This window comes from Brevibacillus sp. FW301-21C12A, from assembly GCF_058788915.1.
Map to the genome: position 1 here is coordinate 164,980 of NZ_JBYTBG010000004.1, position 23,914 is coordinate 188,893.

Annotated in this window: 23 protein-coding genes; 2 read left to right on the forward strand and 21 right to left on the reverse strand. The window is 54.8% G+C overall.

The genetic code is table 11. The features are described 5' to 3' along the window. Positions 1 to 79: 79 nt before the first annotated feature. From mce to AC3WQH_RS04860, 8 genes are all read right to left on the reverse strand, one after another. Positions 80 to 493: a methylmalonyl-CoA epimerase gene (gene mce, locus AC3WQH_RS04825; RefSeq protein ID WP_007785548.1), complete on the reverse strand. Its 414-nt coding sequence runs from the start codon at positions 491 to 493 to the stop codon at positions 80 to 82. A 370-nt stretch (positions 494 to 863) separates the two neighbouring features. Next, positions 864 to 3,011 (reverse strand): copper amine oxidase N-terminal domain-containing protein, encoded by a 2,148-nt coding sequence (locus tag AC3WQH_RS04830; protein ID WP_429782326.1) that lies wholly within the window; start codon positions 3,009 to 3,011, stop codon positions 864 to 866. A gap of 273 nt (positions 3,012 to 3,284) precedes the next feature. After that, positions 3,285 to 4,661, reverse strand: a complete 1,377-nt coding sequence (locus AC3WQH_RS04835; protein WP_007785554.1) for a dihydrolipoamide acetyltransferase family protein — start codon at positions 4,659 to 4,661, stop codon at positions 3,285 to 3,287. 21 nt (positions 4,662 to 4,682) lie between these two features. After that, on the reverse strand, positions 4,683 to 5,666 hold the full coding sequence (locus AC3WQH_RS04840) for an alpha-ketoacid dehydrogenase subunit beta (protein WP_005827340.1): 984 nt from the start codon (positions 5,664 to 5,666) through the stop codon (positions 4,683 to 4,685). Between the two features lie 13 nt (positions 5,667 to 5,679). Then, positions 5,680 to 6,672 carry a thiamine pyrophosphate-dependent dehydrogenase E1 component subunit alpha gene (locus tag AC3WQH_RS04845; protein ID WP_005827338.1) on the reverse strand — a complete coding sequence of 331 codons (993 nt, stop codon included), beginning with the start codon at positions 6,670 to 6,672 and terminating at the stop codon, positions 5,680 to 5,682. Positions 6,673 to 6,689: 17 nt separating this feature from the next. Further along, positions 6,690 to 8,111, reverse strand: a complete 1,422-nt coding sequence (gene lpdA, locus AC3WQH_RS04850; protein ID WP_005827336.1) for a dihydrolipoyl dehydrogenase — start codon at positions 8,109 to 8,111, stop codon at positions 6,690 to 6,692. Between the two features lie 198 nt (positions 8,112 to 8,309). Further along, complete coding sequence (locus tag AC3WQH_RS04855; protein WP_005827335.1) at positions 8,310 to 9,401, reverse strand: Glu/Leu/Phe/Val dehydrogenase dimerization domain-containing protein; 1,092 nt, start codon at positions 9,399 to 9,401, stop codon at positions 8,310 to 8,312. 208 nt (positions 9,402 to 9,609) lie between these two features. Beyond that, the gene (locus AC3WQH_RS04860; protein ID WP_005827333.1) at positions 9,610 to 11,685 is read right to left on the reverse strand and encodes a sigma 54-interacting transcriptional regulator; all 2,076 of its coding nucleotides are present in this window, start codon (positions 11,683 to 11,685) and stop codon (positions 9,610 to 9,612) included. Between the two features lie 174 nt (positions 11,686 to 11,859). Here AC3WQH_RS04860 and AC3WQH_RS04865 point away from each other — a divergent pair, with 174 nt between their 5' ends. Then, positions 11,860 to 12,120, forward strand: coding sequence for a DUF2627 domain-containing protein (locus AC3WQH_RS04865; protein ID WP_005827332.1), 261 nt, complete (start codon positions 11,860 to 11,862; stop codon positions 12,118 to 12,120). Between the two features lie 37 nt (positions 12,121 to 12,157). Here the strand turns inward: AC3WQH_RS04865 and AC3WQH_RS04870 are convergent, their stop codons facing one another. From AC3WQH_RS04870 to AC3WQH_RS04905, 8 genes are all read right to left on the reverse strand, one after another. After that, positions 12,158 to 13,030 (reverse strand): UDP-N-acetylmuramyl pentapeptide phosphotransferase, encoded by an 873-nt coding sequence (locus AC3WQH_RS04870; protein ID WP_492331920.1) that lies wholly within the window; start codon positions 13,028 to 13,030, stop codon positions 12,158 to 12,160. Then, positions 13,012 to 13,704, reverse strand: a complete 693-nt coding sequence (locus AC3WQH_RS04875) for a glycosyltransferase family 2 protein (RefSeq protein WP_492331921.1) — start codon at positions 13,702 to 13,704, stop codon at positions 13,012 to 13,014. Before AC3WQH_RS04875 ends, AC3WQH_RS04870 begins: the two co-directional genes overlap by 19 nt. Then, positions 13,691 to 14,248, reverse strand: a complete 558-nt coding sequence (locus AC3WQH_RS04880; protein ID WP_026557070.1) for a copper transporter — start codon at positions 14,246 to 14,248, stop codon at positions 13,691 to 13,693. The genes AC3WQH_RS04875 and AC3WQH_RS04880 overlap by 14 nt, the downstream gene beginning before the upstream one ends. Positions 14,249 to 14,257: 9 nt before the next feature. After that, on the reverse strand, positions 14,258 to 15,424 hold the full coding sequence (gene steA, locus AC3WQH_RS04885; RefSeq protein WP_026557069.1) for a putative cytokinetic ring protein SteA: 1,167 nt from the start codon (positions 15,422 to 15,424) through the stop codon (positions 14,258 to 14,260). A gap of 109 nt (positions 15,425 to 15,533) precedes the next feature. Continuing rightward, positions 15,534 to 15,710, reverse strand: a complete 177-nt coding sequence (locus AC3WQH_RS04890; RefSeq protein ID WP_005827324.1) for a DUF2759 family protein — start codon at positions 15,708 to 15,710, stop codon at positions 15,534 to 15,536. A 144-nt stretch (positions 15,711 to 15,854) separates the two neighbouring features. Beyond that, positions 15,855 to 16,625 carry a class I SAM-dependent methyltransferase gene (locus AC3WQH_RS04895; RefSeq protein ID WP_122953130.1) on the reverse strand — a complete coding sequence of 257 codons (771 nt, stop codon included), beginning with the start codon at positions 16,623 to 16,625 and terminating at the stop codon, positions 15,855 to 15,857. Position 16,626: 1 nt separating this feature from the next. Continuing rightward, positions 16,627 to 17,001, reverse strand: coding sequence for a VOC family protein (locus AC3WQH_RS04900; protein WP_005827320.1), 375 nt, complete (start codon positions 16,999 to 17,001; stop codon positions 16,627 to 16,629). Continuing rightward, a complete protein-coding gene (locus tag AC3WQH_RS04905) occupies positions 16,994 to 17,788 on the reverse strand; it encodes a class I SAM-dependent methyltransferase (RefSeq protein ID WP_122953129.1) in 795 nt (264 codons plus the stop codon). The genes AC3WQH_RS04900 and AC3WQH_RS04905 overlap by 8 nt, the downstream gene beginning before the upstream one ends. A 97-nt stretch (positions 17,789 to 17,885) precedes the next feature. On the opposite strand from AC3WQH_RS04905, the gene AC3WQH_RS04910 reads away from it, so the two are divergent. Continuing rightward, entirely contained in the window at positions 17,886 to 18,752 is an 867-nt protein-coding gene (locus AC3WQH_RS04910; protein ID WP_025843752.1) for a LysR family transcriptional regulator, read from the forward strand. On the opposite strand, the gene AC3WQH_RS04915 is transcribed toward AC3WQH_RS04910, so the two are convergent. The 5 genes from AC3WQH_RS04915 to spo0A form a co-directional block, all read right to left on the reverse strand. Next, positions 18,746 to 19,537 carry a metallophosphoesterase gene (locus AC3WQH_RS04915; RefSeq protein WP_007785578.1) on the reverse strand — a complete coding sequence of 264 codons (792 nt, stop codon included), beginning with the start codon at positions 19,535 to 19,537 and terminating at the stop codon, positions 18,746 to 18,748. The two genes, AC3WQH_RS04910 and AC3WQH_RS04915, sit on opposite strands and share 7 nt — an antisense overlap. 67 nt (positions 19,538 to 19,604) lie before the next feature. Beyond that, the gene (locus AC3WQH_RS04920; RefSeq protein ID WP_005827311.1) at positions 19,605 to 20,183 is read right to left on the reverse strand and encodes a beta-class carbonic anhydrase; all 579 of its coding nucleotides are present in this window, start codon (positions 20,181 to 20,183) and stop codon (positions 19,605 to 19,607) included. A gap of 411 nt (positions 20,184 to 20,594) precedes the next feature. Beyond that, complete coding sequence (locus AC3WQH_RS04925; RefSeq protein ID WP_005827310.1) at positions 20,595 to 21,278, reverse strand: restriction endonuclease; 684 nt, start codon at positions 21,276 to 21,278, stop codon at positions 20,595 to 20,597. A gap of 21 nt (positions 21,279 to 21,299) precedes the next feature. Further along, positions 21,300 to 21,965, reverse strand: a complete 666-nt coding sequence (locus AC3WQH_RS04930) for an MBL fold metallo-hydrolase (RefSeq protein ID WP_005827308.1) — start codon at positions 21,963 to 21,965, stop codon at positions 21,300 to 21,302. A gap of 985 nt (positions 21,966 to 22,950) precedes the next feature. Further along, positions 22,951 to 23,739 (reverse strand): sporulation transcription factor Spo0A, encoded by a 789-nt coding sequence (spo0A, locus tag AC3WQH_RS04935; protein WP_005827306.1) that lies wholly within the window; start codon positions 23,737 to 23,739, stop codon positions 22,951 to 22,953. Positions 23,740 to 23,914: the final 175 nt, after the last annotated feature.

The following is a 23,914-nucleotide window of genomic DNA, read 5'->3' on the forward strand; positions in this document are numbered from 1 at the left end:
GCCCGATTTTGGTACATATTCACAAGTTCCAGTATACCGCAAAAAAATTTTTTCTACTACGAAATCGCTCGCGATTCTTTTACGCTTTTGGATACTGGCACAGCTCGTACAGGACGCCGCCCGCCGCCTTCGGATGCAAAAATCCGATCAGAGCGTCGTGCGCACCGGCTTTCGGCACTTCGTGAATGAGCGCCACTCCCTGCTCCTTCAACTGCTGCAATCGGCTTGCCACGTCATCTACGTCGAACGCGATATGGTGCACCCCTTCGCCCCGCTTTTCGATGAACTTGGCAATCGGGCTGTCCGCCGAAAGCGGTTCCAACAGTTCGATCCGGCTTTCTCCGATCGCCAAAAACGCTACGTTTACTTGCTCACTCTCGACTTTTTCCGTCCCAACCAATGTCAAGCCCAACTGCTCGGTGTAAAAAGGGAGCGACTGCTCCAGACTTTTTACCGCAATTCCGATATGGGCAATCTTGTTTGGTGCGCTCACAGCCATCATCCTTTTCGCAAATGGTTGTCTCTTCGGCTACATTTCGGTACAATCCTGTTGAGGTCACGCATTCGTGTTAAAGCTAAAAAAACAATCAAGGTTGTTCTCTTTTCATTCTAGCATAGCTAGAGTCGAAATTACCTGATATTTTCCTCTCATTTGGTCATTTTCCGATCTGAAAGGAGGTTTTTCCACCGTGAAATTTCAGTCGCTGTTTGCGAAAATCCTAATTGGCTTGCTGATTCTCTCCCTCGTTGTGCCTACGTTTTTTTACTACCTGTAAACGCCTGCGGGTACGCCAAAAACCCCCTGCCGCAGCCAACATGCTGCGCAGGGGGTTTTTCCGTTCTACAGTAATGCTTGCCTGTTTTTACTTGTAAACGAAGACGCTGGATGTCTTCGCATCCCAGCCTACTTTGTAGCCGAGGTTGTCGGTTACGGTGCGAACCGGGATCATTGGCATTCCATTTTTCAGCACGACAGGCGTAGGCAGGGTGATTTCCTGGTTGCCCACTCTTGCTTTGTTGGAGCCAACGGTGAACTTCATCACTTTTGTTCCGCTGATGATCGCCACAGTGGAATTGTTCCATTGGGTGGTCAGCGCGAGCGCTTCCTTGAAGAATTGCGCTGGTACCATTGTCGTATTGCCGTTTGCGATATAAGGCGCTACTTGCAATGGATAGGTTTTACCGTGCAAGGTGAAGTTCGCTGTATTCACCTTGAACAGCGCTGCATTCGTCGGCACGGTCACGGCTGGCTGTTGCGGCTGTGGTGTCGGCTGCGGCGCTGGTTGAGCCGGAGCTGGCATTCCGACGCCTACTGCGCGCGCAAACAGCAATCCTTTTTCTTCAGACGTAAAGACGCTGATGCTGTATGTGTTTTTCACAGCAGGGTTTACGATGTTGGCAGCAGCATTGATGCTGATGTTTGCCGCTGTCGCTGCCGGAATGTCTTGCGACGGGTAAATCAGCACGTTTTGGCCGCGCACCGCTACGTAGTTGGCGGCTACGCCGTTCACGGTTACGTTTGCCGGAGCGATGTACGCCGGAACCTTGTAACCTGCCGGGAACACAAGCTCCACGAAGTCGCGCTGCTTCACAAGTCCTACGCCGAGACCTTTGATCGCCACATTGACACCTGTCGGCTTGCCAAGCGCTGTCGAGGTCAGCGCGATGGTCGCTGTGCTGTTATTCACCGTGTTGTTCGGTGTTGGTGTCGGAGTAGGTGTTGGCGTCGGGTTCGGTGTCGGATTGACAACAGAACCGCCAATCGTGAACGACTTGGACTCCAAAGTCCGGCCAGCGGCTGTCGCCTTCAAGGTGTAGCTGCCCGCTGTTTTCGGGTTGGTGATCCAGGCAGAGAAGGAAACGACTACTTTTACTTCGCTGGTGGCAGAGAAGTTGGACGGAGCCGTAATGTACACCTTGTTGCCGGAAGCGCTGACTCGCTTGGCCGTTTTGCCGTTCAAGGTAAAATCAGAGGCAGACAGAATGCCTGGAACCATATCGGCAGACGGGAATTCCAGAACGAGCTCTTCGTCCGCTTTCAACTGTTTGCTGCCGAAGTCGGCGTCAAACGTGTAGCTGGAACGCGCTCCCGCAGACGGGTCGGACAGGTTGACCGTAAAGCTGTTGGTCGCTGTGCTGGTGCTGGAACCGGATTTGGTGATTTCGAACTGTTCAGATTCGTATGTAACACCATCGTATTTGACTTTGTACGTGTATTTGCTGCCAGCGCTAGGGTTTTCGATGCCAGCAGACTTGCTGAATTCGAGGGTGATGTAATCATCGCCGGCAACGGAGCTTGGAACCTTGATTTCCACCTCGTCATCTTTTACGCTGACGGTTTTCACCGAGTAGCCGTTCAACTTGACATCGCCCGCGTCGATTTTGGACGGCAGCATGTCTTCATCCGGGAAAATGACGGTGATGTACTCGTTGGTTTCCAGCTCGTCGCTGCCTTTCAGCGAGATTTTGCCCAGCTTGACGCTTGTCGCTTCGCCCGCTGCCTTGCTGCTGAGCGATACGGAGTAGTCCTTGCTGGAGCCGGAGCTGCTGCTGGAACTGCTTTTGATCGTGACTTCGCCGTATTCTTCATCTTCGCTGCTGGTTGATACATATACGTCATAAGTTCCCTTGTCTTCCGGGTTTGTAATGCCGTCTTCGATCGTAATAGTAACCTTGTCGCCCTCTTCAAGATCTTCGTTCAATGTAATGATGACTTTTTTGCCGCTTGCTTTTGCGCTTTTGACTTTGAAGCTTGCATCTATATCGCTTGAACTGATGCTTTTGCTCACGGTATATTCGGAATCAAACTCAATCGTAATGGTATCTCCCTTGGTCAGATCCTCTTCCAACGTAAAGCTGATGTCGTAAGAGCTATCCTTGTCAGCCCCATCGTTGTCCGCTTTGACGGTCACTTTTTTCAAAGCATGAGCTTCTTGCGGTACAGCGACAAAAGGTGTAGCGGCCAGCGCTGATGCCAGCACTATTGGCAGTGCTTTTTTACTCTTCTTCATGTTTTTCCTCCCACATTTACCTATAATCTGGAAATCATTCTCTAGCAGGTCGCTACCAGTCTACCATAAATGATATCTGGAGGGAATCTCTTCTATGGAAGATAAGAGACTCCTTGGCTACTATTGCTAAGACGCATTCACCCGCGAAAAAGTTACATGTAAAAATCGTTCATCGGAAAATTTTTTTGCTGGCGAATGCCCCTCTCTTCGGCAGCCATAAAAAAACCAGGCCGGACCCGACCTGGTTGGCGTTGCTCGCTTTTTGGCGAGCGATCAGTACAGCTTCGTATCCGGGCCGATGCTCTCCAGCTTTTGCTTGACGCTTTGCAGGAAGCGTCCGCAAATGAGTCCATCGAGCACGCGGTGATCCAAAGACATGCACAGGTTCACCATGGAACGCACGGCGATCATGTCGTTGATGACGACCGGACGCTTCACGATTGATTCCACGCTGAGAATTGCCGCTTGCGGCGAATTGATGATCGGCTGCGACAAAACGGAGCCAAACGAGCCAGTGTTGTTGACGGTAAACGTACCGCCCGTCATGTCGTCCATCGTCAGCTTGCCGGCGCGTGTGCGTGCAGCCAGATCGTCGACAGCCTTGGCGATGCCGAGAATCGACTTCTGGTCGGCGTCCTTGATGACCGGAACGTAAAGCGCGTCCTCTGTCGCGACCGCAATGGAAATATTGATATCTTTTTTCACGATGATTTTGTCGTTCGCCCATGTCGAGTTAATCATCGGGTATTCTTTCAGCGCTTCGACAACCGCCTTGATAAAGAACGGCAGGAAGGTGAGGTTGAGCCCTTCTTTTTTCGCAAACTCGGCTTTTGCCTGGTTGCGGAAGTTGACCAGATTGGTCACGTCCACCTCGATCATTGTCCAGGCATGTGGCGCCTCGTGCTTGCTTTGCACCATCCGGTTGGCGATCGTCCGGCGAATTGGCGTTACCGGAACGATCTGATCGCCAGTCGCAACCGGAATGTCGACGGAAGGTGCTGGCGTCGCAGCAGGCGCTGTCGGAGCCGGAGCTGCTGTCGGAGCCGGAGTTGCAGCCGCTGGAGCAGGAGTCGCTGCCACAGGTGGTTGTGCAACTGCCTCTGCCACTGGCTCAGCCGGCTTTTGGCCGCCCGCGTCAATGATCGCTTGCACGTCTTTGCGCGTAATCCGTCCGCCTGCGCCTGTTCCCACGACGCGGGACAGATCAATACCATGCTGCTGCGAGAGCATCACGACGGCAGGCGAATAGCGCTGCTTCGTCCCGTCGTTTCCAGCCGCTTGCCGGGCTGCCGGAGCGGATGGTACAGCGGGTGCTGCTGCCGGGGCACTCGGTGCGGTGCTCGCCTGAATCGCCGCAGAAGCTGGTGCTGGCGCCTCTGCTGCTGCCGGGCTGGCAGACTCGCCTGCTGCACCACTTTCTTCTATATATAGGATCAATGTCCCGACCGCTACCGTTTCTCCTTCGGGAACGACGATCTCCGCGACTCGTCCGGATACGGTGGAAGGAACCTCCGCATTCACCTTGTCTGTCGTCACTTCCGCCAACGGATCGTATTTTTTGACGGTGTCGCCAACATTGACCAACCATTTGCTGATGGTCCCCTCGGTCACACTCTCGCCGAGTTGGGGCATAAGTACTTTCGTTGCCATGATCTTTGGTCCTCCTCGCCTTTAAAAGTTGGCCAACTCGCGCATTGCTTCCAATACTTTTTCCGGGTTGAGCATGAAAAATTTCTCCATCGGCGGGCTGTACGGCATCGCAGGTACATCCGGTCCGCACAGACGCTTGATCGGCGCATCCAGATCGAACAGGCAATGCTCAGCCACGATTGCCGCTACCTCTCCGCCGACGCCGCCCTCCTTGTTGTCCTCATGCACGATCAGCACTTTTCCGGTCTTGGACGCCGCTTCGACAATCGCTTCCTTGTCCAGCGGGTACAGCGTACGCAAATCGAGAACGTGCGCGCTGATGCCTTCCTGTGCGAGCTTCTCGGCTGCTTGCAGGCAGAAGTGCAGGGCAAGGCCGTAGGAAATGACGGTGATGTCCGTACCTTCCCGTTTGACATCTGCTTTTCCGATCGGCAGCACGTAGTCATGCTCCGGCACTTCGCCTTTGATGAGACGGTAGCAGCGCTTGTGCTCGAAGAACAGCACCGGGTCCTCGTCGCGAATGGCCGCCTTGAGCAGACCTTTTGCATCGTACGGAGTGGAAGGCGCCACGACCTTCAAGCCGGGAACATTCGTAAACATCGCCTCAACCGACTGCGAGTGGTAGAGCGCGCCGTGTACGCCGCCGCCGAACGGAGCGCGGATCGTGATCGGGCAATTCCAGTCGTTGTTGGAGCGATAGCGCATTTTCGCCGCTTCGCTGACAATCTGGTTCACGGCCGGCATGATGAAGTCGGCAAACTGGATTTCAGCAATCGGGCGCATGCCGTAAGCCGCCGCCCCGATCCCTACTCCGACAATCGCGGATTCTGCGAGCGGCGTATCAATCACGCGCGCCTCGCCGAACTCTTCAATCAATCCGTTGGTCGCACGGAACACGCCGCCGCGCACCCCGACGTCTTCACCGAGGACAAATACATTCGGATCGCGACGCATCTCTTCGCGCATCGCCATCGTAATCGCATCAATAAACGAAATGACTGCCATGAAAGTTCCCCCCTTAGTTCCCGTAGACGTGTGTCAATGTCGATTCAGGTGTCGGATACGGAGCGTTTTCCGCGTACTCGGTCGCCTCGTCTACTTCGAGCTGCACACGCGCCAGCATATCCGCTTCTGTATTTTCATCAAGCAAGCCGATTTCTCGCAAATAAGCGGCAAAAACGATCAGCGGATCTTTTTTCTTCGCTTCTTCTACCTCTTCCCGCGTGCGATACACGCGGTCGTCGTCGTCGCTGGAGTGCGGTACCAGACGATACATCACCGCTTCGATCAATGTCGGCCCTTCGCCGCGGCGAGCGCGGTCCACCGCTTCCTTCATGACGCGGTACACTTCAATCGGATCGTTGCCGTCTACGCTGACGCCCGGGAAGCCGTAGCCAATCGCCCGGTCTGCTACGCTTTCGCAAGCGAGCTGCTTTTTCAGCGGAACGGAGATCGCGTATTTGTTATTTTCACAGAAAAAGATGACCGGGAGCTTGTGCACGCCCGCGAAGTTGGCTCCCTCGTGGAAATCCCCCTGGTTGCTGGAGCCTTCGCCGAAGGAGGTGTACACGACAAAGTCTTTGTTTTGCATTCTGCCTGCCAGCGCCATGCCGACTGCGTGCGGAACTTGTGTCGTTACCGGGCTGGAGCCTGTCAGGATGTTGTATTTTTTACCGCCGAAGTGCCCTGGCATCTGGCGTCCGCCGCTGTTCGGGTCTTCTGCCTTGGCAAAAGCGGAGAGCATGCAGTCACGCGCCGTCTGGCCGAATACGAGCACCAGACCGAGGTCGCGGTAGTACGGGCACAAGAAATCTTTGTCTGTCTCCAGCGCGAAAGCCGCCCCTACCTGAGCCGCCTCCTGCCCCTGGCAAGAAATGACGAACGGCACTTTGCCCGCTCGATTCAACAGCCACTGGCGCTCGTCAATTTTTCGCGCGAGCAGCATGTAATAGTACATATCCAAGACTTGCGCATCAGTCAAACCAACTTGTTCATGCCGTTTGGTTGTCATCGTGGATACCCTCCTTGCTAATTGTGAATCGCTTTTCCATCTACGGCCTGGGCCGCTTCCATGATTGCCTCCGAGAGCGAAGGATGCGGGTGGATGGTCTGTCCAATCTCCCACGGAGTCGCATCCAGCACCCGGGCAAGGCCCGCCTCGGAAATCATATCGGTCACATGCGTGCCGATCATGTGTACTCCTAACAGGTCGTTTGTCTTGGCATCAACGACCAGCTTCACAAAGCCGTCATTTTCGCCGTGGATCAGCGCTTTACCCAATGGCTTGAAGCTGAACTTGCCTACCTTCACGTCAAAGCCTTGTTCGCGCGCCTCTTTTTCCGTCAAGCCGACATTCGCCACTTCCGGACGGCTGTACGTGCATTTCGGAACCTTTGTGTAATCGAGCGGATGCGGATTCAGCCCTGCCATGTGCTCGACCGCCAAAATTCCTTCGTGCGAAGCGACGTGAGCGAGCTGCAAGCCGCCAATGACATCGCCAATGGCATATATATGCGATTCAGCCGTCTGGAAATGTTCGTTGACGACGATGACGCCGCGCTCGACCTTGATTTCCGTCGCTTCCAGGCCGAGGTTTTCCACATTGGCTTGACGCCCTACGGATACGAGAATTTTCTCGGCCGTAAACGTGTCCACGCCGTTTTTCGTCTCCGCGGAAATGACGACTTTGCCTTCGCCTTTTTCCAGTGTCTCCGGCAAAACTTTCGCGCCAGTGACGATGTTGACTTTGCGTTTTTTCAGCAAACGGGCCAGTTCCTTGCTCACTTCTTCGTCTTCGAACGGCAAAATCCGATCCGCGTACTCGACAATCGTAACCTCGACGCCAAAATCGTTCAGCATGGACGCCCACTCGACGCCGATCACGCCGCCGCCTACGATGACGACCGACTCAGGGAGTTTTTCCCATTGCAGCGCCTCGTCGCTGGTCACGACGTAGGACCCGTCAATCGTCAGCCCTGGAAGCGTGCGCGGACGAGATCCGGTCGCGAGCAGCAAAAAGCGCGGCACGATCATTTCCTGGTCGCCGTTTTCTTTTTCGATGCGGACAGCGCCTGCCTGCGGGGAAAAGATGGATGGCCCCATCACGCGCCCGAAGCCTTCAAAGACGGTGATTTTGCCTTTTTTCATCAAAAACTGAATCCCTTTGTGAAGCTGGTCGATAATGCCCTGCTTGCGATCCTGAATTTTGCCGAAGTCATAGCCGACAGCGCCTGCCGAAACACCGTACTTGTCTGCTTCCTTCAAGGTCGAAAACACTTCTGCGCTGCGCAACAGCGCCTTGGACGGGATGCAGCCGCGGTGCAGGCATGTGCCACCGAGCTTTTCCTTTTCTACAATCGCGACATTCATTCCGAGCTGGGAAGCGCGAATCGCCGCTACATAACCGCCGGTCCCTCCACCGAGAACGACCAGATCGAATTCTTGAGACATGCTGGATCTCCCCTTTCATACGAAGCGTCTTCCCACATGGGTGAAGACAGTCGAAAAAGCTGGCTGCTGATTTTTCGTGTCGCTTGCCTACGTTTTTCTGAGAATGAGAATATTCTAAGAACAAAGGATATGTACCCCCTGACCGCCCAGTCGACGGGAAAGAGCGGGAGCAGGGGAGTGTTTTTCGCTATACAATGATTAGCGATGGTAGACGGTCTTGCCGTTTTGCAGGAACGTATTGCGGGATTTGCCTACGCTGGCAATGCGCTCTTCGGCCATGCGGTCAGCCGCCTTGTAGGATGGCATGCCGTCGCGCTCGGCAATTTCGTACACTTTCAGGATCGTGTCGTAGATTGTTTCTACTTTTTTCAGGGCGCGCTCGCGGTTGTAGCCTTGCAACTCGTCAGCCACGTTGATGACGCCGCCCGCGTTGATAACGTAGTCTGGCGCGTAGATCAGGCCCATTTCGTGGATGAGGTCGCCGTGGCGCTCTTCTTTCAACTGGTTGTTCGCCGCACCTGCGATTACTTTTGCTTTCAAAAGCGGAATGGTGTCGTCGTTGATGATCGCACCCAGTGCGCAAGGCGAGAAGATGTCGCACTCGACGCCGAAAATATCGTTGACGCCAACCGCTTTTGCCCCGAAATCGTTGACAGCGCGGTTTACGTTTTCTTCATTGATATCGGTGACGATCAAATGTGCGCCTTCTTCATGCAGATGGCGGCACAAGTTGTAGGCCACGTTCCCGACGCCTTGTACAGCAACGACCCGGCCGGAGAGAGAGTCAGAGCCGAAAGCGAGCTTCGCCGCTGCCTTCATTCCGCGGTACACGCCGTAAGCTGTTACCGGGGACGGGTTGCCGCTGGAGCCGAATGCAGGAGAAACGCCTGTCACATAATCTGTCTCCAGGTGGATCATATCCATGTCCGCGACAGTCGTACCTACGTCCTCTGCCGTGATGTAGCGGCCATTCAGCCCTTGAATGTAGCGGCCAAACGCGCGGAACAGCTCTTCGCTCTTGTGCTGGCGCGGGTCGCCGATGATAACGGCTTTACCGCCGCCGATGTTAAGCCCTGCTGCCGCGTTTTTGTAGGTCATGCCGCGACCGAGGCGCAGTACGTCGATGATCGCTTCTTCTTCTGTTTTGTACGGCCACATGCGCGTGCCGCCCAATGCTGGTCCAAGTGTCGTATCATGAATGCAAATGATTGCTTTCAGGCCGGAATTTTCGTCCTGGCAAAATACCAGTTGCTCGTAATCGTACTTTTGCATGTAGTCAAAGATGTTCAATGAAGAAACCTCCCTAGTATCATTCTTCTGGGTTAACAGTGGGCTCCGTGTGGAGAATTTCCCGCCAAGTAGTTTATGCAAAAGTCATGCCAACGCAATCGTTTTTTGAAAGCGCTTTATTTGAGGGGATGTGGATGAATTCTCCATTCGTCAAGTGTGCAGTTTTTTGCACAAACGCGCAATTATTTGCACGCAAATTTTTGCGCATTCATTTTACATCTTCCTGCTGATCCATGATTCCCAATTTTTCCATCTTGTAGTACAGGCTGCGGATCGCAATTCCGAGCCGCTTGGCCGCCAAGGTCCGATTGCCTTTGGCCGCAGCCAGTTCGCGCATAATATGTTGACGTTCCGCTTCCTCCACCGCCTGCTTCAATGTTTTCCCCGTGGAGCCTGCCGTCGTCTCTGCTTCCTTTGGGGCCTTGCTGATTTTTCGTTCCAAAGGAGGCAAATGCTCAGGCATGATCGTGCGTTCGTTGATGCGCATATGTATCATCGCCCTGCCGAGGACGTTCTCCAGCTCGCGCACATTGCCCGGCCAATGGTAGGACAACAGCATCTGCAACGTTTCCTCATGCAGCTCCTCGACGTTTCTGCCGTATTCCAGATTCGCCTTGCGCAAGAGGTACATCGCAATCGGCTTGATATCTTCCAGCCGCTGGCGGAGCGGTGGGATATGGATGGGGACGACGTGGAGGCGGTAGTACAAGTCTTCGCGAAAACGTCCCGCGCCAATCGCCGCTTCCAGGTTCACATGGGTTGCGGCAATGACCCGGACGTCGATATTGATCGGCTTTGTGCCCCCGACCCGGACGACCTCCCGTTCCTGCAGGACGCGCAAAAGCATGACCTGCATCCCCATGGACAGCTCACCGATTTCATCCAAAAATATCGTGCCTCCGCTCGCTTCCTCGAACAAGCCGCGCTTTCCGCCTCGCCTCGCTCCCGTAAAAGCGCCTTCCTCGTAGCCGAACAGCTCGCTCTCCAACAGGCTCTCGGAAATCGCCGCGCAGTTGACCCGGATAAACTGGTTGTACTTGCGCTCGCTCGCGTTGTGAATGGCGTGGGCAAACAGCTCCTTGCCCGTCCCGGACTCTCCGCGCAGCAGCACGGTCGCTGGCGTCAACGCCGCTTTTTTCGCCTGCTCGATGGCGCTTTTCATCTGCTCGCTGTAGCCGATAATATCCGCGAAGCTGTACTTCGCCTCCAGCGTGCGGATGATGCGCCGGGCTTTTTCCAGCTCTTCTGTCAGCCGCTTGAACTCGGAAACGTCGTGAATGACGCCGACGCTGCCTTTCAGCTCGCCATCGACGACGACCGGAGCGACGTTCACGACCACGTCCTTGCGCTTCGGCCCGAGCTTCATCGGGACGCCCCGGACAGGCCGCTTCGTTTTCAACACTTGCATGTGCATGCTGTCGCCTTCGGAAATGTCGACCGTAGCCGGCTTGCCGATAATATCGTCCGGCGTCAGCCCCGTCAGTCTCGTGTACGCCGGATTGATTAACAAGCCGATGCCGTTCTGATCCACGACCGAGATCGCCTCGTCCGAGGATTGAATGATCGCTTGCAGCATGCTCTGCAGTTCCTTGAGATTGGTCACTTCTTCAGCGAGCGCCATCACCTCGGTAATGTCGCGGAAAATCGCCACGGCTCCGACCACTTCCCCTTTGTCGTTGCGCACGGGGACGCGGTTCGTGATAATGCGCGTCTGGTTCGGCAAAATCTGCTCCTGGTTCAGCTCAGGGCAGCCTGTCTCTAATACAATATGTAGTCTGGTGTTGGGGATGCGCTCGGATACTTTTGTATCCAGCACTTCGCTTGCCTCGATGTCCATCAGGCGTTCGGCCGCCTTGTTGAACAACGTGATGACTCCTTGCCGATTGACGCCGATAATGGCATCGTGCGTAGAGTCGAGCATCGTCTCGCGCTCGCGCTGGTTTTGCATCATCGCCGCGATCAGCTTGTCGCGCTCGCGGATGAGCCGCATGACAATTCGCGTGAAAGTGCCCGGAATGAGCACCGTCTTTTCCCGCTTTAACTGGCGGAGCTGCTCGTATTCTTCCATGTCCCCTGTCGCTTCCAAAATCACGTCCAGCTCGTCGTCCAAATAAGGGCGGTAATCCGAATCGACCTTGATGCCCAGCGATCTCGCCAGCTCAATTCCGGGAGCGTCTGGCCGCCGATCGACCACGGCGACAATTTTCAGCCTGTCCATCTGGTTCAGCGTCCGCAGCAGAGCCGTACCGCCTCGTCCAGCACCTACTATAAGCAGCTTGTGCATGCGCTAGACCCCTCGCTTTTCATCTTACTCGTTACCATTGTACTGCAACAAACCGTTGATGGACAGGCTCTCTTCCCTAACGTGCGCTCGCTCGTGTGCACAGGGACGGACGGTGGACAAGCATACTGGCATCCGATATGATGAAAGAATGAGAGAGAAAGGTGTGAACCACCAGTGATCGTACAGAAAGTCATTGCCCTCTTAATCATGGTCATTCCGGCTGCGATTGCCATGTACGGGATCAAGCTGATCCGCGACGCCTTTTTTTATTCGACGGCACCCGATGTCAGCTTCCTGTGGGGAAAGCTCATTCTCGGCGTCCTTGCTTTCGCCATTCCCGTCTTGTTTATTGCCGGGTTCATTTTGCACCACGAACGCAAAAAAAATCGGGTACAACCCCGCTTCATGATTCGCGAGGCAGAAGACGACGAGTAGAACAGGCAGGTGAAAATCTGCCTGTTTTTGATTGCGCTCATCTTCCCCACTCGTCCAGCCTTTTGAGCCACGCTTTTTGTTCAATGACCTGCGAAAACGAGACGAACTCGGCCGCGACCTGAAGCGCGACGAAGCCGCACAGGAAGGCGGCTTGCCAAAACAGCGGCGTCGCCGTCGCGTATGTATAGCCAATGGCAAAGCCGAGCGCATTCGCTCCGGTATCCCCGAGCATGATCCGGCCGCCTGCATCGTGCGGAAAAAACAAAACCGTCGCGACGAGAACCGGCAGAAGAAACAGCCAGACCGCAGACGGCTCCCCCGTTGTCCCCCCCGAAACGCTCCCGATGGCAGCCAGCGACACGAGCAGCCAAAACACTTTGATCGCGCGCGCCGGTCTTAAATCAAACAGGTTCAGGATGTTCGGGGAAATCGCCAGCAAGCCGCAAGCGACCAGCCACGGCCAGAAGCCGGCCGAAACGAACAGCGATACGCTGACAGCCGTCAGCCCGCCGCCAATCAGCTTGCCCATCCCGCTCGTCACGCGCCTCTCGCGCAAAAGCGCGCCGAAGTGGCCGCGAAATCCTTTCGTGATCCGGTCACCAGCCTTGTCGTCGATCCAGCCCCAGCACGCCATCGCCGCCATTCCGCAGGCGAGCAGCAAGCCTTGCACCAGCACCTCGCGCGGAGCGTCTGCAAGCGCGAGAAGCAGAAGCTGGACGAGAATCGTCACGGCCATGCTCGCCACAAGCACCAGCCCGCCTGCCGTCAGCACTGGCTCGCCGCGATAATTAGGCCGGGTCATGCGCTTTTTGGCGAGAATCTGCGAGCAGAAACTGAGCATGGGACGCTGCAGGACGAGCGGCAACACGAGTGCGCTGAAAAGCGCGAGTATCACGGCGTGTGCAGCCATGGCTTTCCCTCCCACCACTTTGTGCAGAGCGTCCGGCCGATGGCGACAAACTCTTTGCCGCGATGAGAGTAGCCTCGCCAGTCGTTGCCCGTTTCCCGGTGAAAAAACCCGACGGGCACTTCCCGGATGCGATAGCCTGCACGCAAGGCATCTACCGTAAGACTTACCTCGATGCCGAAGCCTTTGTCGATTTTCCCCAGCTTTTGCAACAGGTCGCGGCGAATGGCCCGCTGACCGGACAAGGGCGCGCTTGCCTCAAAGCCCGTCAGCCACTTGATCCCTCGATGAGCCAGCCCTTTTGCCAGACCCATTCCCGCTTTTTGCCTCGGGGAAGGCAGAATCGCGATCGCCATATCGCAGGCATCCTCCATCACAGGGGCAAGCAGATGCTCGGCCTCTGCCGCACTCTCGCGCAAATCGCCATCCAGCAGCATGACGACATCGCCGTTTGCCCGTTGCCAGCCGAGTTGGACGGCAGCGCCTTTGCCCCGGTTTTGCGGCACGGTAATGACGAGATCGGCCCACTTTTTGGCGAGAGCAGCCGTCTCGTCCTCGCTGCCGTCGTCGACGACAATCAGCTCATGGCAGAAAAGCCGTTCGCGAATCGCTCGCAGCGTCGCTCCGATCGCGTCGGCTTCGTTGTAGGCAGGAATGATGACGCTAACTTTTTTCACGCGCGACCCTCATTTCTGTCATGGTTTGCTGCACCTTTTCCAGCAAGGCCCATTGCTTGGCCAACGAATCCGGCACCTGCTCCACCAGCAGCCATTTGCCCGTGCCCGCCCGCTGCTCCAGCCATGGCGGCGGCTGGCCCGCGACCACAAGCAGCAAGCCGTCCTCCCAAGTCCCGCCCCGTTCATAGGCGACGACGTTGATGCCTACCGAATGCATCAGCCGGGTAATCTCTTTGGCTTCCTTGTCTGTATCCTGCCAGACGTACACTTTTTTCCCTGCGAGATCATTGCCGTAGCGCATCGCCATCATGTGGACGACTTCCTGGTTGCGTTGCTCCACTTCCTGCAGCAGCCGATTGATTTGCTGCTTCAAATCGTGGTTGCTTTTCAGCGCCCGGTCGTATTTGGCCTCCATTTTCGCCAAAATTTCCTGGGCGCCCTCAGAAAACCACGGATGACCCGCCGTTCCTCCCAGCAGGATGCCGACGCCAAGCGCAACGAATACGGCTGCCAACGTAATCAGATGATACCGAAAAGAAATCATAGCGCCTCCTTAAAAAGCCCAGGTCCGCCATTGCGTCCAGAGCATTTGCGCCGCGTGACGGGCGATCGGATGAATCATCAGCGCAGCGGTGACAGGCAACAGCATCGCCGCCATGCACCAGCCCCACAGCTTCCACGAGCCAGTCGGCTGGTAGAGCTGGCTGACTCCTTTGGCGTCAATCAGCCTGGGGCCGATCTTCGTGCGCACCAGCAAAGTACTGGCCATCCCTTTGCGGCCTTTTTCCAGAAAATCAATCATGTTCGTATGGGCACCAATCGTCACGATCAGCTCTGCTTTTTTCTCATAGGCCAACAGCATCGCCACATCTTCGCTCGTGCCAGGCGCAGGCAGGACGTGATGCGCCACCCCGAGCTGCTCGACTCTGGTTTTTCCGGGAGCAAGCCCGTCGACAAAGGCGTGGACGACGATTTCGGCCCCGCACAAGAGCGCCTTGTCCGAGATGCTGTCCATGTCGCCGACGATCAGGTCGGGCTTGTACCCCGCTTGCAAAAGAGCGTCCGCTCCCCCGTCGACCCCGATGAGCACGGGCCGGCATTCGCGTATGTAGGAGGAGAGCGTCTGCAAATCTTCCTTGTAATGCTTGCCGCGGACGACGACGACGACGTGCCGTTTTTCCAGTCTGGTCCGCAGCGGCATGGGACAGAGCGGCTTTAAAAACAAGTCTTTTTCTTTATTGGCGTACATGAGCGTGTTATCAATAAATAAGGACAGCGTATCATCCAGCCTGCTCTGCGCCTCGGCCCACTTCCCGAGCACCGCCTCCACTGTGACGTGGCGAAGCGACAGGGCAAGCTCCCATTGCGCCTTTCGTTTCAAGTACAGACTGCCTTCACGGATGGCTGCAAATTGGCCGTTCCACGCTTCCAACGCGGTCGGCTCTGCCGGCTCGCGCTCTGCCTCGTACAAAGCGACGCCCGCTCGCAGCAAGAGCCGCGCTCCTTCGGCTGGATACTGTCCTGTCATGAAAGCGGACAGGTTGACAACTACCCTCGCCCCCGCTTCCAGCAAGGACCTGGCCGCCATCTCATCCACATCGGGATGATCGATGACGGCGATATGGTGGGGGTGGAGCCGTTTGCAAAGCTGCTTCGTCTTGCGGTCAGCAGCAATCACTCCCGTATAGGTAAGAAAATCGAGACGTTTTCGCTTGCCCATCTTTTCCACCTCCAGGAATAGTATGCTAAAAATTTCCTTGGAGCATGCAAAAAAGAGGCTGTGCAGGAATCGCACAACCTCTTTTTGGCCGGACGGAAAGCCTTGTTGACTAGGCTCCCTTTGTTATGTAGTAAATAATCAAACCGTCAGCAAACAGGAAAACCGCCAGCGAAAGCAAGCCAAATCCGATTGCGAATTTGTTTTTCGCCTTAATCGAGTTCAAACAGCCCCAAGCGATAAAAAACGTGAAGACGAACATCAAAATATCAAACAACACAATCTTCATGTACGACAACTCCTTCACCATGATGACGCTAACCGATAATACAATGGCAATATTATTATATATCCTCGCGTATTAAGAGACAAGCATATCCAAATTTGTGACAAACAAATTCACAATTACGTTTATTTTTATTGTGCCACAAACTTATTTGCCTATCCATATCGTCCAGCGATCCTGCTCGCTGATCGTCTCATGTCCGGACAGCTTCAGGCAAATCGCGTCCACCAACTGCTCCAGCTCGGCGTCCGTCAGCTCGTGGAGCAAAGAACGCCCTTTGCGCGAGCGCAAATCACGCGCCAGCTCATCGAGAGTGCCATAGACGCGCCTGACCTCCCAGAGCGACAACCGCTCGATTTTTGCAAGTCCAGCCTGCTGCATCGCTGCCCGGACCGTCCGATCAGCCGGGCGACGCTTGGCCTCGACTTCAAGCAATCGCGGAAACTGCTCGAAAAAATAGCCGCGCAGATGCGTTTGGGAAGCCGGGACGGCACAGTCGTCAATCGTTCGATCCTGAATCAGACAAATGCCGCCGGTAGCGAGCAGTCGTTTTACTTCGGAAAAAAATCCGCGCAGATCGTGGAGATGGTGAATCAGCGCCCGGGCAAAGACGATATCGGCACAGCCGTCAGGCAGCCCGGTTTCCAGCGCATCGCCCTGCACGAACGAGATGCGCGGCTCGTCTGCGCATTGCTTTTGCGCCGCTGCCAGCATCACGCTGGAAAAATCGACTCCGGTGACGCTTGCAGCGCCCAGCTTCGCCCACGCCTTGCTGTAGATGCCGCCTCCGCAGCCGATATCGACCACGCGCTTGTCGCGCGGATCGACGACAGACAGCATGGTGCTCGCCCACGTGGCGTCTGCCGCTCGACCTGTGTAGCTGTCTTCGTTTTCCTTGGCGTGAAAATCCATTTTCATGCTACTTCGCCTCCATAAACTCCAGACGGTTTCCGAATGGGTCTTCGGTAAAGAAGCGGACAAGCCCGGGGATTTCATCGTCGAGCCGAATCGGTACGCCCGCCTGCTCCAAATGCGCGATCAGCGCCTCGATGTTTTGCACGACAAAGGCAGGGTGCGCTTTTTTCGCCGGAACAAAGCCCTGCTCGATTCCGAGGTGAATCAATTGGGCGCCGCAGCGGAACCATGCGCCGCCGCGCGCCCGGAGCTTTTCCGGCTTGGGCACTTCCGGCATGCCGAGCAAGCCTGTGAAAAAGCGCCGTGCCTCCTCTTCCGCTCCTGGCGGGGCTGCCAACTGGACGTGATCCAAGCCGATCCATTCAAACTGGTTACTCATCGTCATTTCCTCCCTTTTTTTGGCACATTACCATCCATTCATCAATCTGATGCGCCACAACTCTTCCTTGCTCGATTTTCACGCCGAGATAGTGTTGCTGCTCTGCAGTCGCCTCCAGGAGCATTCGCTCGACTGCCTGCTCCTGCTCCGGTGATTCGGACATCCGCTGTACCCAGGGCAAAAAGGCAAACTGTTTTTTCCGCAGCCGTGCCTGCCGCTCCTGCAAATCGCAAGCCGCGTGCAGCGCTCTCCACTCGCTCACCGACAGGCAGCGCACGTGGCTTGGGTCGCGCCGCTTCTCTACCTGGTTCACGAAGTCCGCGAGCTGTTCTTCCTCCGGCGCTACGTTGTCGATGAACAAAAACCGTCCGCCCGGGCGCAGCACGCGACTCGTCTCACGGACAAAGGCGGCCGGATCTGGAAAATGGTGCGCCGCAATCCGGCAAGTGACCAGATCGAACGTTTCGGACAGAAACGGCAGCGCCTCTGCGTCGGCCTGGACGTACAAAATGTTCGGCGCTTGCTCGTTCGCCTGCGCTGCCGCCGCAAGCATCGGGCGGGTCAGATCGGTCGCGACCACAAGCTCGACAAGCGGTGCCAGCGTGCGGGCAACATGCCCTCCCCCCGTGGCGATATCGAGCACCTTCCAGCTTGTTTGCGGCGAAAGCCACTCGATCATAAGCGGCAAATCCGCTCCTTGCGCGTGGGTTTTGCTCTGCACGTACTCCTGTGCGTTTTTCCCGAATTGCTGCTGCACGGCCTGTTTTACTTCCTGATTTTTGTCCATACTCCCACCTCCTGCTCGTATTTTATGCCAATTTTTGTTGGCTTTGTTATAGAATATGGTTAACCAGTTATCGAGTTTTTGAATAGGAGGGTTTCTTGTGGACAAAGAAAGCCTGGAAGTTTTTTTGACGATCGCTCATCACGGGTCGATCAATCGTGCGGCACAGGCGTTGTTTCTCGCCCAATCGACCTTGACGCATCGGCTCAAGCAGTTGGAGCGGCAAATCGGCAGCCCGCTGTTTGTGCGGACCGCCTCCGGTGTGAGCTTGACGGGGGAAGGACGCCGCCTGCTGCCGATCGCGGCGAACATCGTGGAGCAGATGCGTTCGTTCATGGAGCAAAAAGAACAGGTGAAATCCATGACGATTGTCGCCGGAAAAGCGTTTGTCGCCTACGAGCTGCCCCGCCTGATCGGCGAATACCGCCAGGCGAACCCCGGCTTTACCTGTTACGTCCGCTCGACACTGTACGAGGAGTCGCTCAGCGCCCTGTTGACAGGCACCGCCGATATCGCCTTTCTCGGCAGCGAGATGTACCATCCGCACATCCACCAGGAATTTTTGCCGAGCGACCGCATCTTGCTCGTCATGGCACCCGAGCATCCCTGGGCCAGCCGCTTTCCGGGCTTTGCGAGCTGGGGCGCGCAGGAAATGATTTTGTTCGGCAACCATACCGCCCCCTACCGCCAGCGCATCGATCATTTTCTCGCGCGAAACGGCGTGTTTCCCAACGTCATCATGGAGCTGGACAGCTTCAGCGCGGTCAAAAAAATGGTGGAACGCCAGCTCGGGATCACAATGCTGCCGGAACGAACGATCCTGCGCGAACTTGCGGAAGGCAGGCTCGTCGCCCACGACATCGCGGAAGGCACGCTGCAGCGCCCAACTCTCATCGCCTATTTGCATCAAAAAAAAGAGGACGAAGCTTTTCAGCAATTCGTCCAATGGATCAAAGATGCTTATTGATGCAAAGTAAAGACTGTCAATTCGGGTCGGCACAAAAAACGGACAGGCAAAATCGTCGTCCCCAGCCCTCTGTTCACGTACACTGGCATCTGGTTGTCGCCTGCGCGGTACAAGCCTTTGACGTACTTCGCCGCAAGCTTGGGCGTCAGGACATGCCCGACAAACGGCAACCGCACCTGCCCGCCGTGGCTGTGCCCGGACAGTTGCAAATCGACAGGATAGCGAGCCGCTTCATCCGCAAAGTCCGGCTCGTGCGCCAAAAGGATGACGCTGGCCGCCTCCGGAATCCCGACCAGCGCCTTCGGCAGATCAGGCACGCCGTTCAGCGCGTCGTCGATTCCGGCTATGTACAAACTGTCGCCATTTTTGCCGACCGCCACATGTCGGTTGTCCAACACCTCAAAACCAGCGGCAGCCCAGCCTTGGCGAATCGCATGCTGCTGGCCCGCCCGGTAGTCGTGGTTGCCCAGCACCGCAAATTTTCCAAGCGGCGCCTGCAACTCGGCCAGCATCGGAACAGCCGCGGAAAACGACTGTGTCTCCAGGTCCACGATATCGCCGGTAAAGCAGATCATATCCGGCTGCTCGTTTTGAATCAAGTCGAGAATGCCTTGCAGTTGCTCGGGCTTGCAATAGTGCCCCAGGTGGACGTCGCTGAACTGTACCAGCTTGCAGCCGTCGAAGCTTTTCGAAAGTCGCGGCAGCGAAAGCGTCACCCGCTCGATTTGCAGCCAGGTGCGCTCCCATGCATAGCCGTATGTACCTGCCACAAGCCCGAGTCCCACCAATCCTCCCAGCCACTTCATCGAACGATGCAAAAAGGTTCGACGTGAGACTGTGACAAGCTTTGGATCATTCACTAGCTTCCGTTCGCTCGTAGCCATTTACGACGACATCCAGGCGCCCTGTCTCCGGATCGATCAACAGGCCGTGAACGTCGACGTTAGCCGGCAGCAACGGGTGTTTTTTAATCGTTTCCACGCTGTTGCGCACACTTTCCTCCACCCGGTCGAAGCCGTGCAGCCATTTGTGCAAATTGATCCCTGCGTGCTGGAGGGTGGAGAAGGTTTGGGCAGAGACGCCTTTCTCCAGCATTTTCGCCATCGTCCGCTTGCTGTCAATGGCGCTCATCCCACAGTCGTAATGGCCGACGACGATCACTTCCTCGGCATTCAGTTCATAAATCGCCACGAGAATACTGCGCATGATACTTCCAAATGGGTGAGAGACGATGGCTCCGGCGCTTTTTACGTGCTTGATGTCGCCGTTGCGCATGTTCATCGCCTTGGGCAGCAACTCCTCCAGACGCGTGTCCATGCAGGAGAGAACAACCAGGCGCTTGTCGGGAAACTTGGTCGTTTGATATTTTTCATATTCACGATTCGCTACAAATTCACGGTTAAATGCGAGAATTTCATCCAAATTGCGCATGTTGCAACACCTTCCTCGCTCTTAATTAGGAGTATGTTCTCTATTGTACATACTTATTGGCATCGTTCAAGCGACTGGGGCACATTGGCGGCGAGATTTTGCTATGTTTTTATTTTTTTTACAATGATAGGTGAGGGGGGTGGAAATCAGTGACACTGGGACGGACTTCTGCGTTAGGCAAAAGAGGTGACCGTAGGCGGAATTTTCATGGCGAATATTTTGGTACTGGCTGAAGATGGAGCAGAAATTACTATCTGACGCAGCAGACCTCAATCGCGCAGAAGACGATGGTCTGCTATACGTGGCTGCTGTTTGGCTAAACCTCTTGGCGATTGATATCAGCACCTTCATGGTTGAACCCTAGCCACTCAGTTATGGTTATATATCGCCTGCTCCATAATCGCTATCGTTTTAAACTGCCTTCGTATTCCTGCACTTTGGAAAACTGCTGCATCCGTAAAACTCGCCTTTTGTACTTTTGCGTACGACCATTTGACTACCGCGGCGATCGCATTGCAGCTTTTGTTGCGGGAACTGCGCCCTCACCTGTTTCGGGTTTGGTTTTGCCGCAGGATTCATGCGCTGGATCATTTCAATCAGCGCCTCGCGATTTATCAATCGAACGCCATTTGAAGCGGCCAGCTTGTAGGCGGCGTCTGTAAAATCTCTGTTAGTGACAACCCATGCTGCATTTGCTCCATAGTGAGCAAGTGCCCCCACAATTTGCTGAACGGCATCGATCCCGACGTTTTTACTATATCGCTTCGCCTGGACCGCTACCTTCCGTCCATTCTGTTCCAGAATGAGATCAGCGCCGTAATCGCCTGCTGCCCTTGTTACGGTCGTTTTGTATCCTTGTGAGTGAAACAGCAGTCCAAGGTAATGTTCAAACTGCCTGCCGTCCATTTTGTCTATTTCCGCAATGCCGGAGCGTCGCAGTTTCTCTTGGGCAATGGAATCAATCCAGAATCTGATTCCCTTTGCAAGTCCCAGCAAAATTCCAAACGCGATGCCTGCAACAAGCAAATAACCACGACATGTTTCCACAATAGCAAAACAAAAAACCATCCTTGTGAGATGGTTTTGCTGTGTCACCGGCTTTTCGTTCCTTCCCTGTCATTCTCCCTGGATCATTCCTGCGATCTGCTCCTTCACTTTCCCCCTGCTCACTCCCCCGTGGTAACAAACCACAGACGCAATGTCGAGGTCTACAAACTTTTTCAACGAGAGGCGAGCTGCGTGCATATCCAGGGTCGTCGGGGCGTGAATCCCTGCGAGCGTCCCATTTACACTGTACAGCGAATCCCCGGCAATGAGCGTCTTGCTTTGCCTGACGTAAAGGCTGATGTGCCCGGGCGTGTGACCGGGCGTATGAATGACGCGAATCCCGCCGCAAAACGGCAGTTCCTGGCCGTCCACCACCGTATGATCTACCCTGCCCTTCGGCGGATTTTCAAGGTGCGCGTCTTTGACAAGCGGGATTTCTCCCTGAATATACGGCTTGTCGAGTGCGTGCGCGTAAATCTGCACACGCTGACCGCACTCCTGCAAAATCTCAGGAAGACAACCGATATGATCGACATCTTGATGCGTCAAAATGACGGCTTTCAGTTTGGTAAGCGGGACTCCCGCTTTTTCCATGGCCGTGCGCAATTCTTCTATTTGTCCCGGGAAGCCCGTGTCTATTAGGACAGCCATGTCTTGGCCCGACAAAAGGACGGGGTGAATCTCGTATCCATGATAGTCTAGGTGTAGCATTTCTACTCCCTTGAAAATTTCCATTGTATCGGGCCTCCATAAAATTATATTTTTACGTAACTAAATATTATTACGTTGATTTTGTCATTGTCAACATCTTCCTTTTAAATCGCTCGGGCATTGCAGTGTGGTCTTCGAAGGTTCATGTTCATGATGTTTATTGACTCGTGCGAAGCGGCGCTGCCTATACTGTACTGCCCACTGTCCAATCTTCCTTGTTTACAACGAAAAACCCCCAATGAATCGACTTGATTCAAAGGAACGTTCTATTTGCTGGCTATCCAAGTGCGAGGCTAGCACGGCCTAATGGCGTTTTTCATTTCCCACCGTTCTTTTTCCTTCGATAACTTTGCGCTTATAAAAAAACACCCCCTAATCGGATTTTCACTCCGCTCGGTGGGTGTACATACCGCAAAAGCTGCGAGTATGTACCATGCACGTTTCATGGCGAACCTCCATTTGTATTCCTTTCCTTATGATACCATGCGGGCGAGAATGATCGGCAGTCAATGAACTACACACCCGACCGCACAACCTTGGCAGCAAGTCCGGAAAGCATCACCGCAAGCTGAGCGCCTCCGGTAACGTTGTAACTTCGTGCGGTATGTTTCGCTCGTCGAGTTTACTGCGGATGAAATCACGGCATTCGCCCGAATTTGTACCAAGGGATCGCGCTTGCCCACACCGCCACTTTGCTGCATTAAAACGAGATAGCGTTCGCATTTTCTTCCGCAGACGCGATGGCGTGTGCCCCGCGCTTTCACATACTAAAGTACAGAGACAAAAAAGCAAACGTCATCCCATTCAGGCAACGTTTGCTTTCGAACGTGTATTCGGTTAGACTCGGCTCAACGATACATCACGTGAAGTTCACGATTTACGGAAGTGAACTCCTCACACGTTTTCGGAATGGCAGGAATCGAGTTTGTCAGAACGTCCCCGCAAATGATCGCAAAATTTACGGGAACAGACCGATCAGCCATTGTTTAAAAACGTTGTTATATTGCGCCTAACTAATCTTCGCCTCAATCCTTAACTTATCCGCGACCATCGCAATAAACTCGCTGTTGGTCGGCTTCGCCTTCGTGTTGGAAATCGTGTATCCAAACAGGCTGGAGATGGAATCGAGATTTCCGCGGGACCAGGCGACTTCGATGGCGTGGCGGATGGCACGCTCGACGCGGCTTGCGGTGGTGTTGAACTTTTTGGCGATGTCCGGGTACAGGACTTTGGTGATCGAGCCGAGCAGCTCGACGTCGTTGTACACCATCGTGATGGCTTCGCGCAAATACAAATAGCCTTTGATGTGGGCAGGCACACCGATCTCGTGGATGATGCTGGTGATGCTTGCATCCAGGTTGCGGCCGCGCACTTGCAGAGTCGATTGCGGCTTGACCGATGTGACGAAGGAGGAGGCTGGCTTCGTCGTGATGATTTGACGGATGCGCTGCGCGAGGACCTCCATGTCAAACGGCTTGAGGATGTAGTAGGCAGCTCCCAGTTCAACCGCTTTCTTCGTAATCTCTTCCTGTCCGAATGCCGTCAGCATAATAATTTTGGGCTGCGGACTCAAGCGCATGGCCTGGATCTGCTCCAGGACGGCGAGTCCATCCAGGTGAGGCATAATAATGTCCAAAATCAGTACATCCGGTACCCGTTCCTGCAGCAAGCGCACAACTTCATTGCCGTTGTACGCGACACCGATGACGTTCATGTCATACTGGCTGCTGATATACTCTTCCAACAGGCTTACAAATTCTCGGTTATCATCTGCCAACAACACTTCAATCTTGCTCAAGGTCGTTCCTCCTAACAATGGACGGTCTTTTGGAAAGAAGGTGGCGTTCTAGGGGGTTCCATTTCTACAAACGATTAGTCCATACCATCTTTTTCTCTGAGCCTTTTGCAAAATTCACTTCTTGATTAGACGCGATAAATTCGAAGGAGTCCTTGCATGAAGAATTGTTATCAAA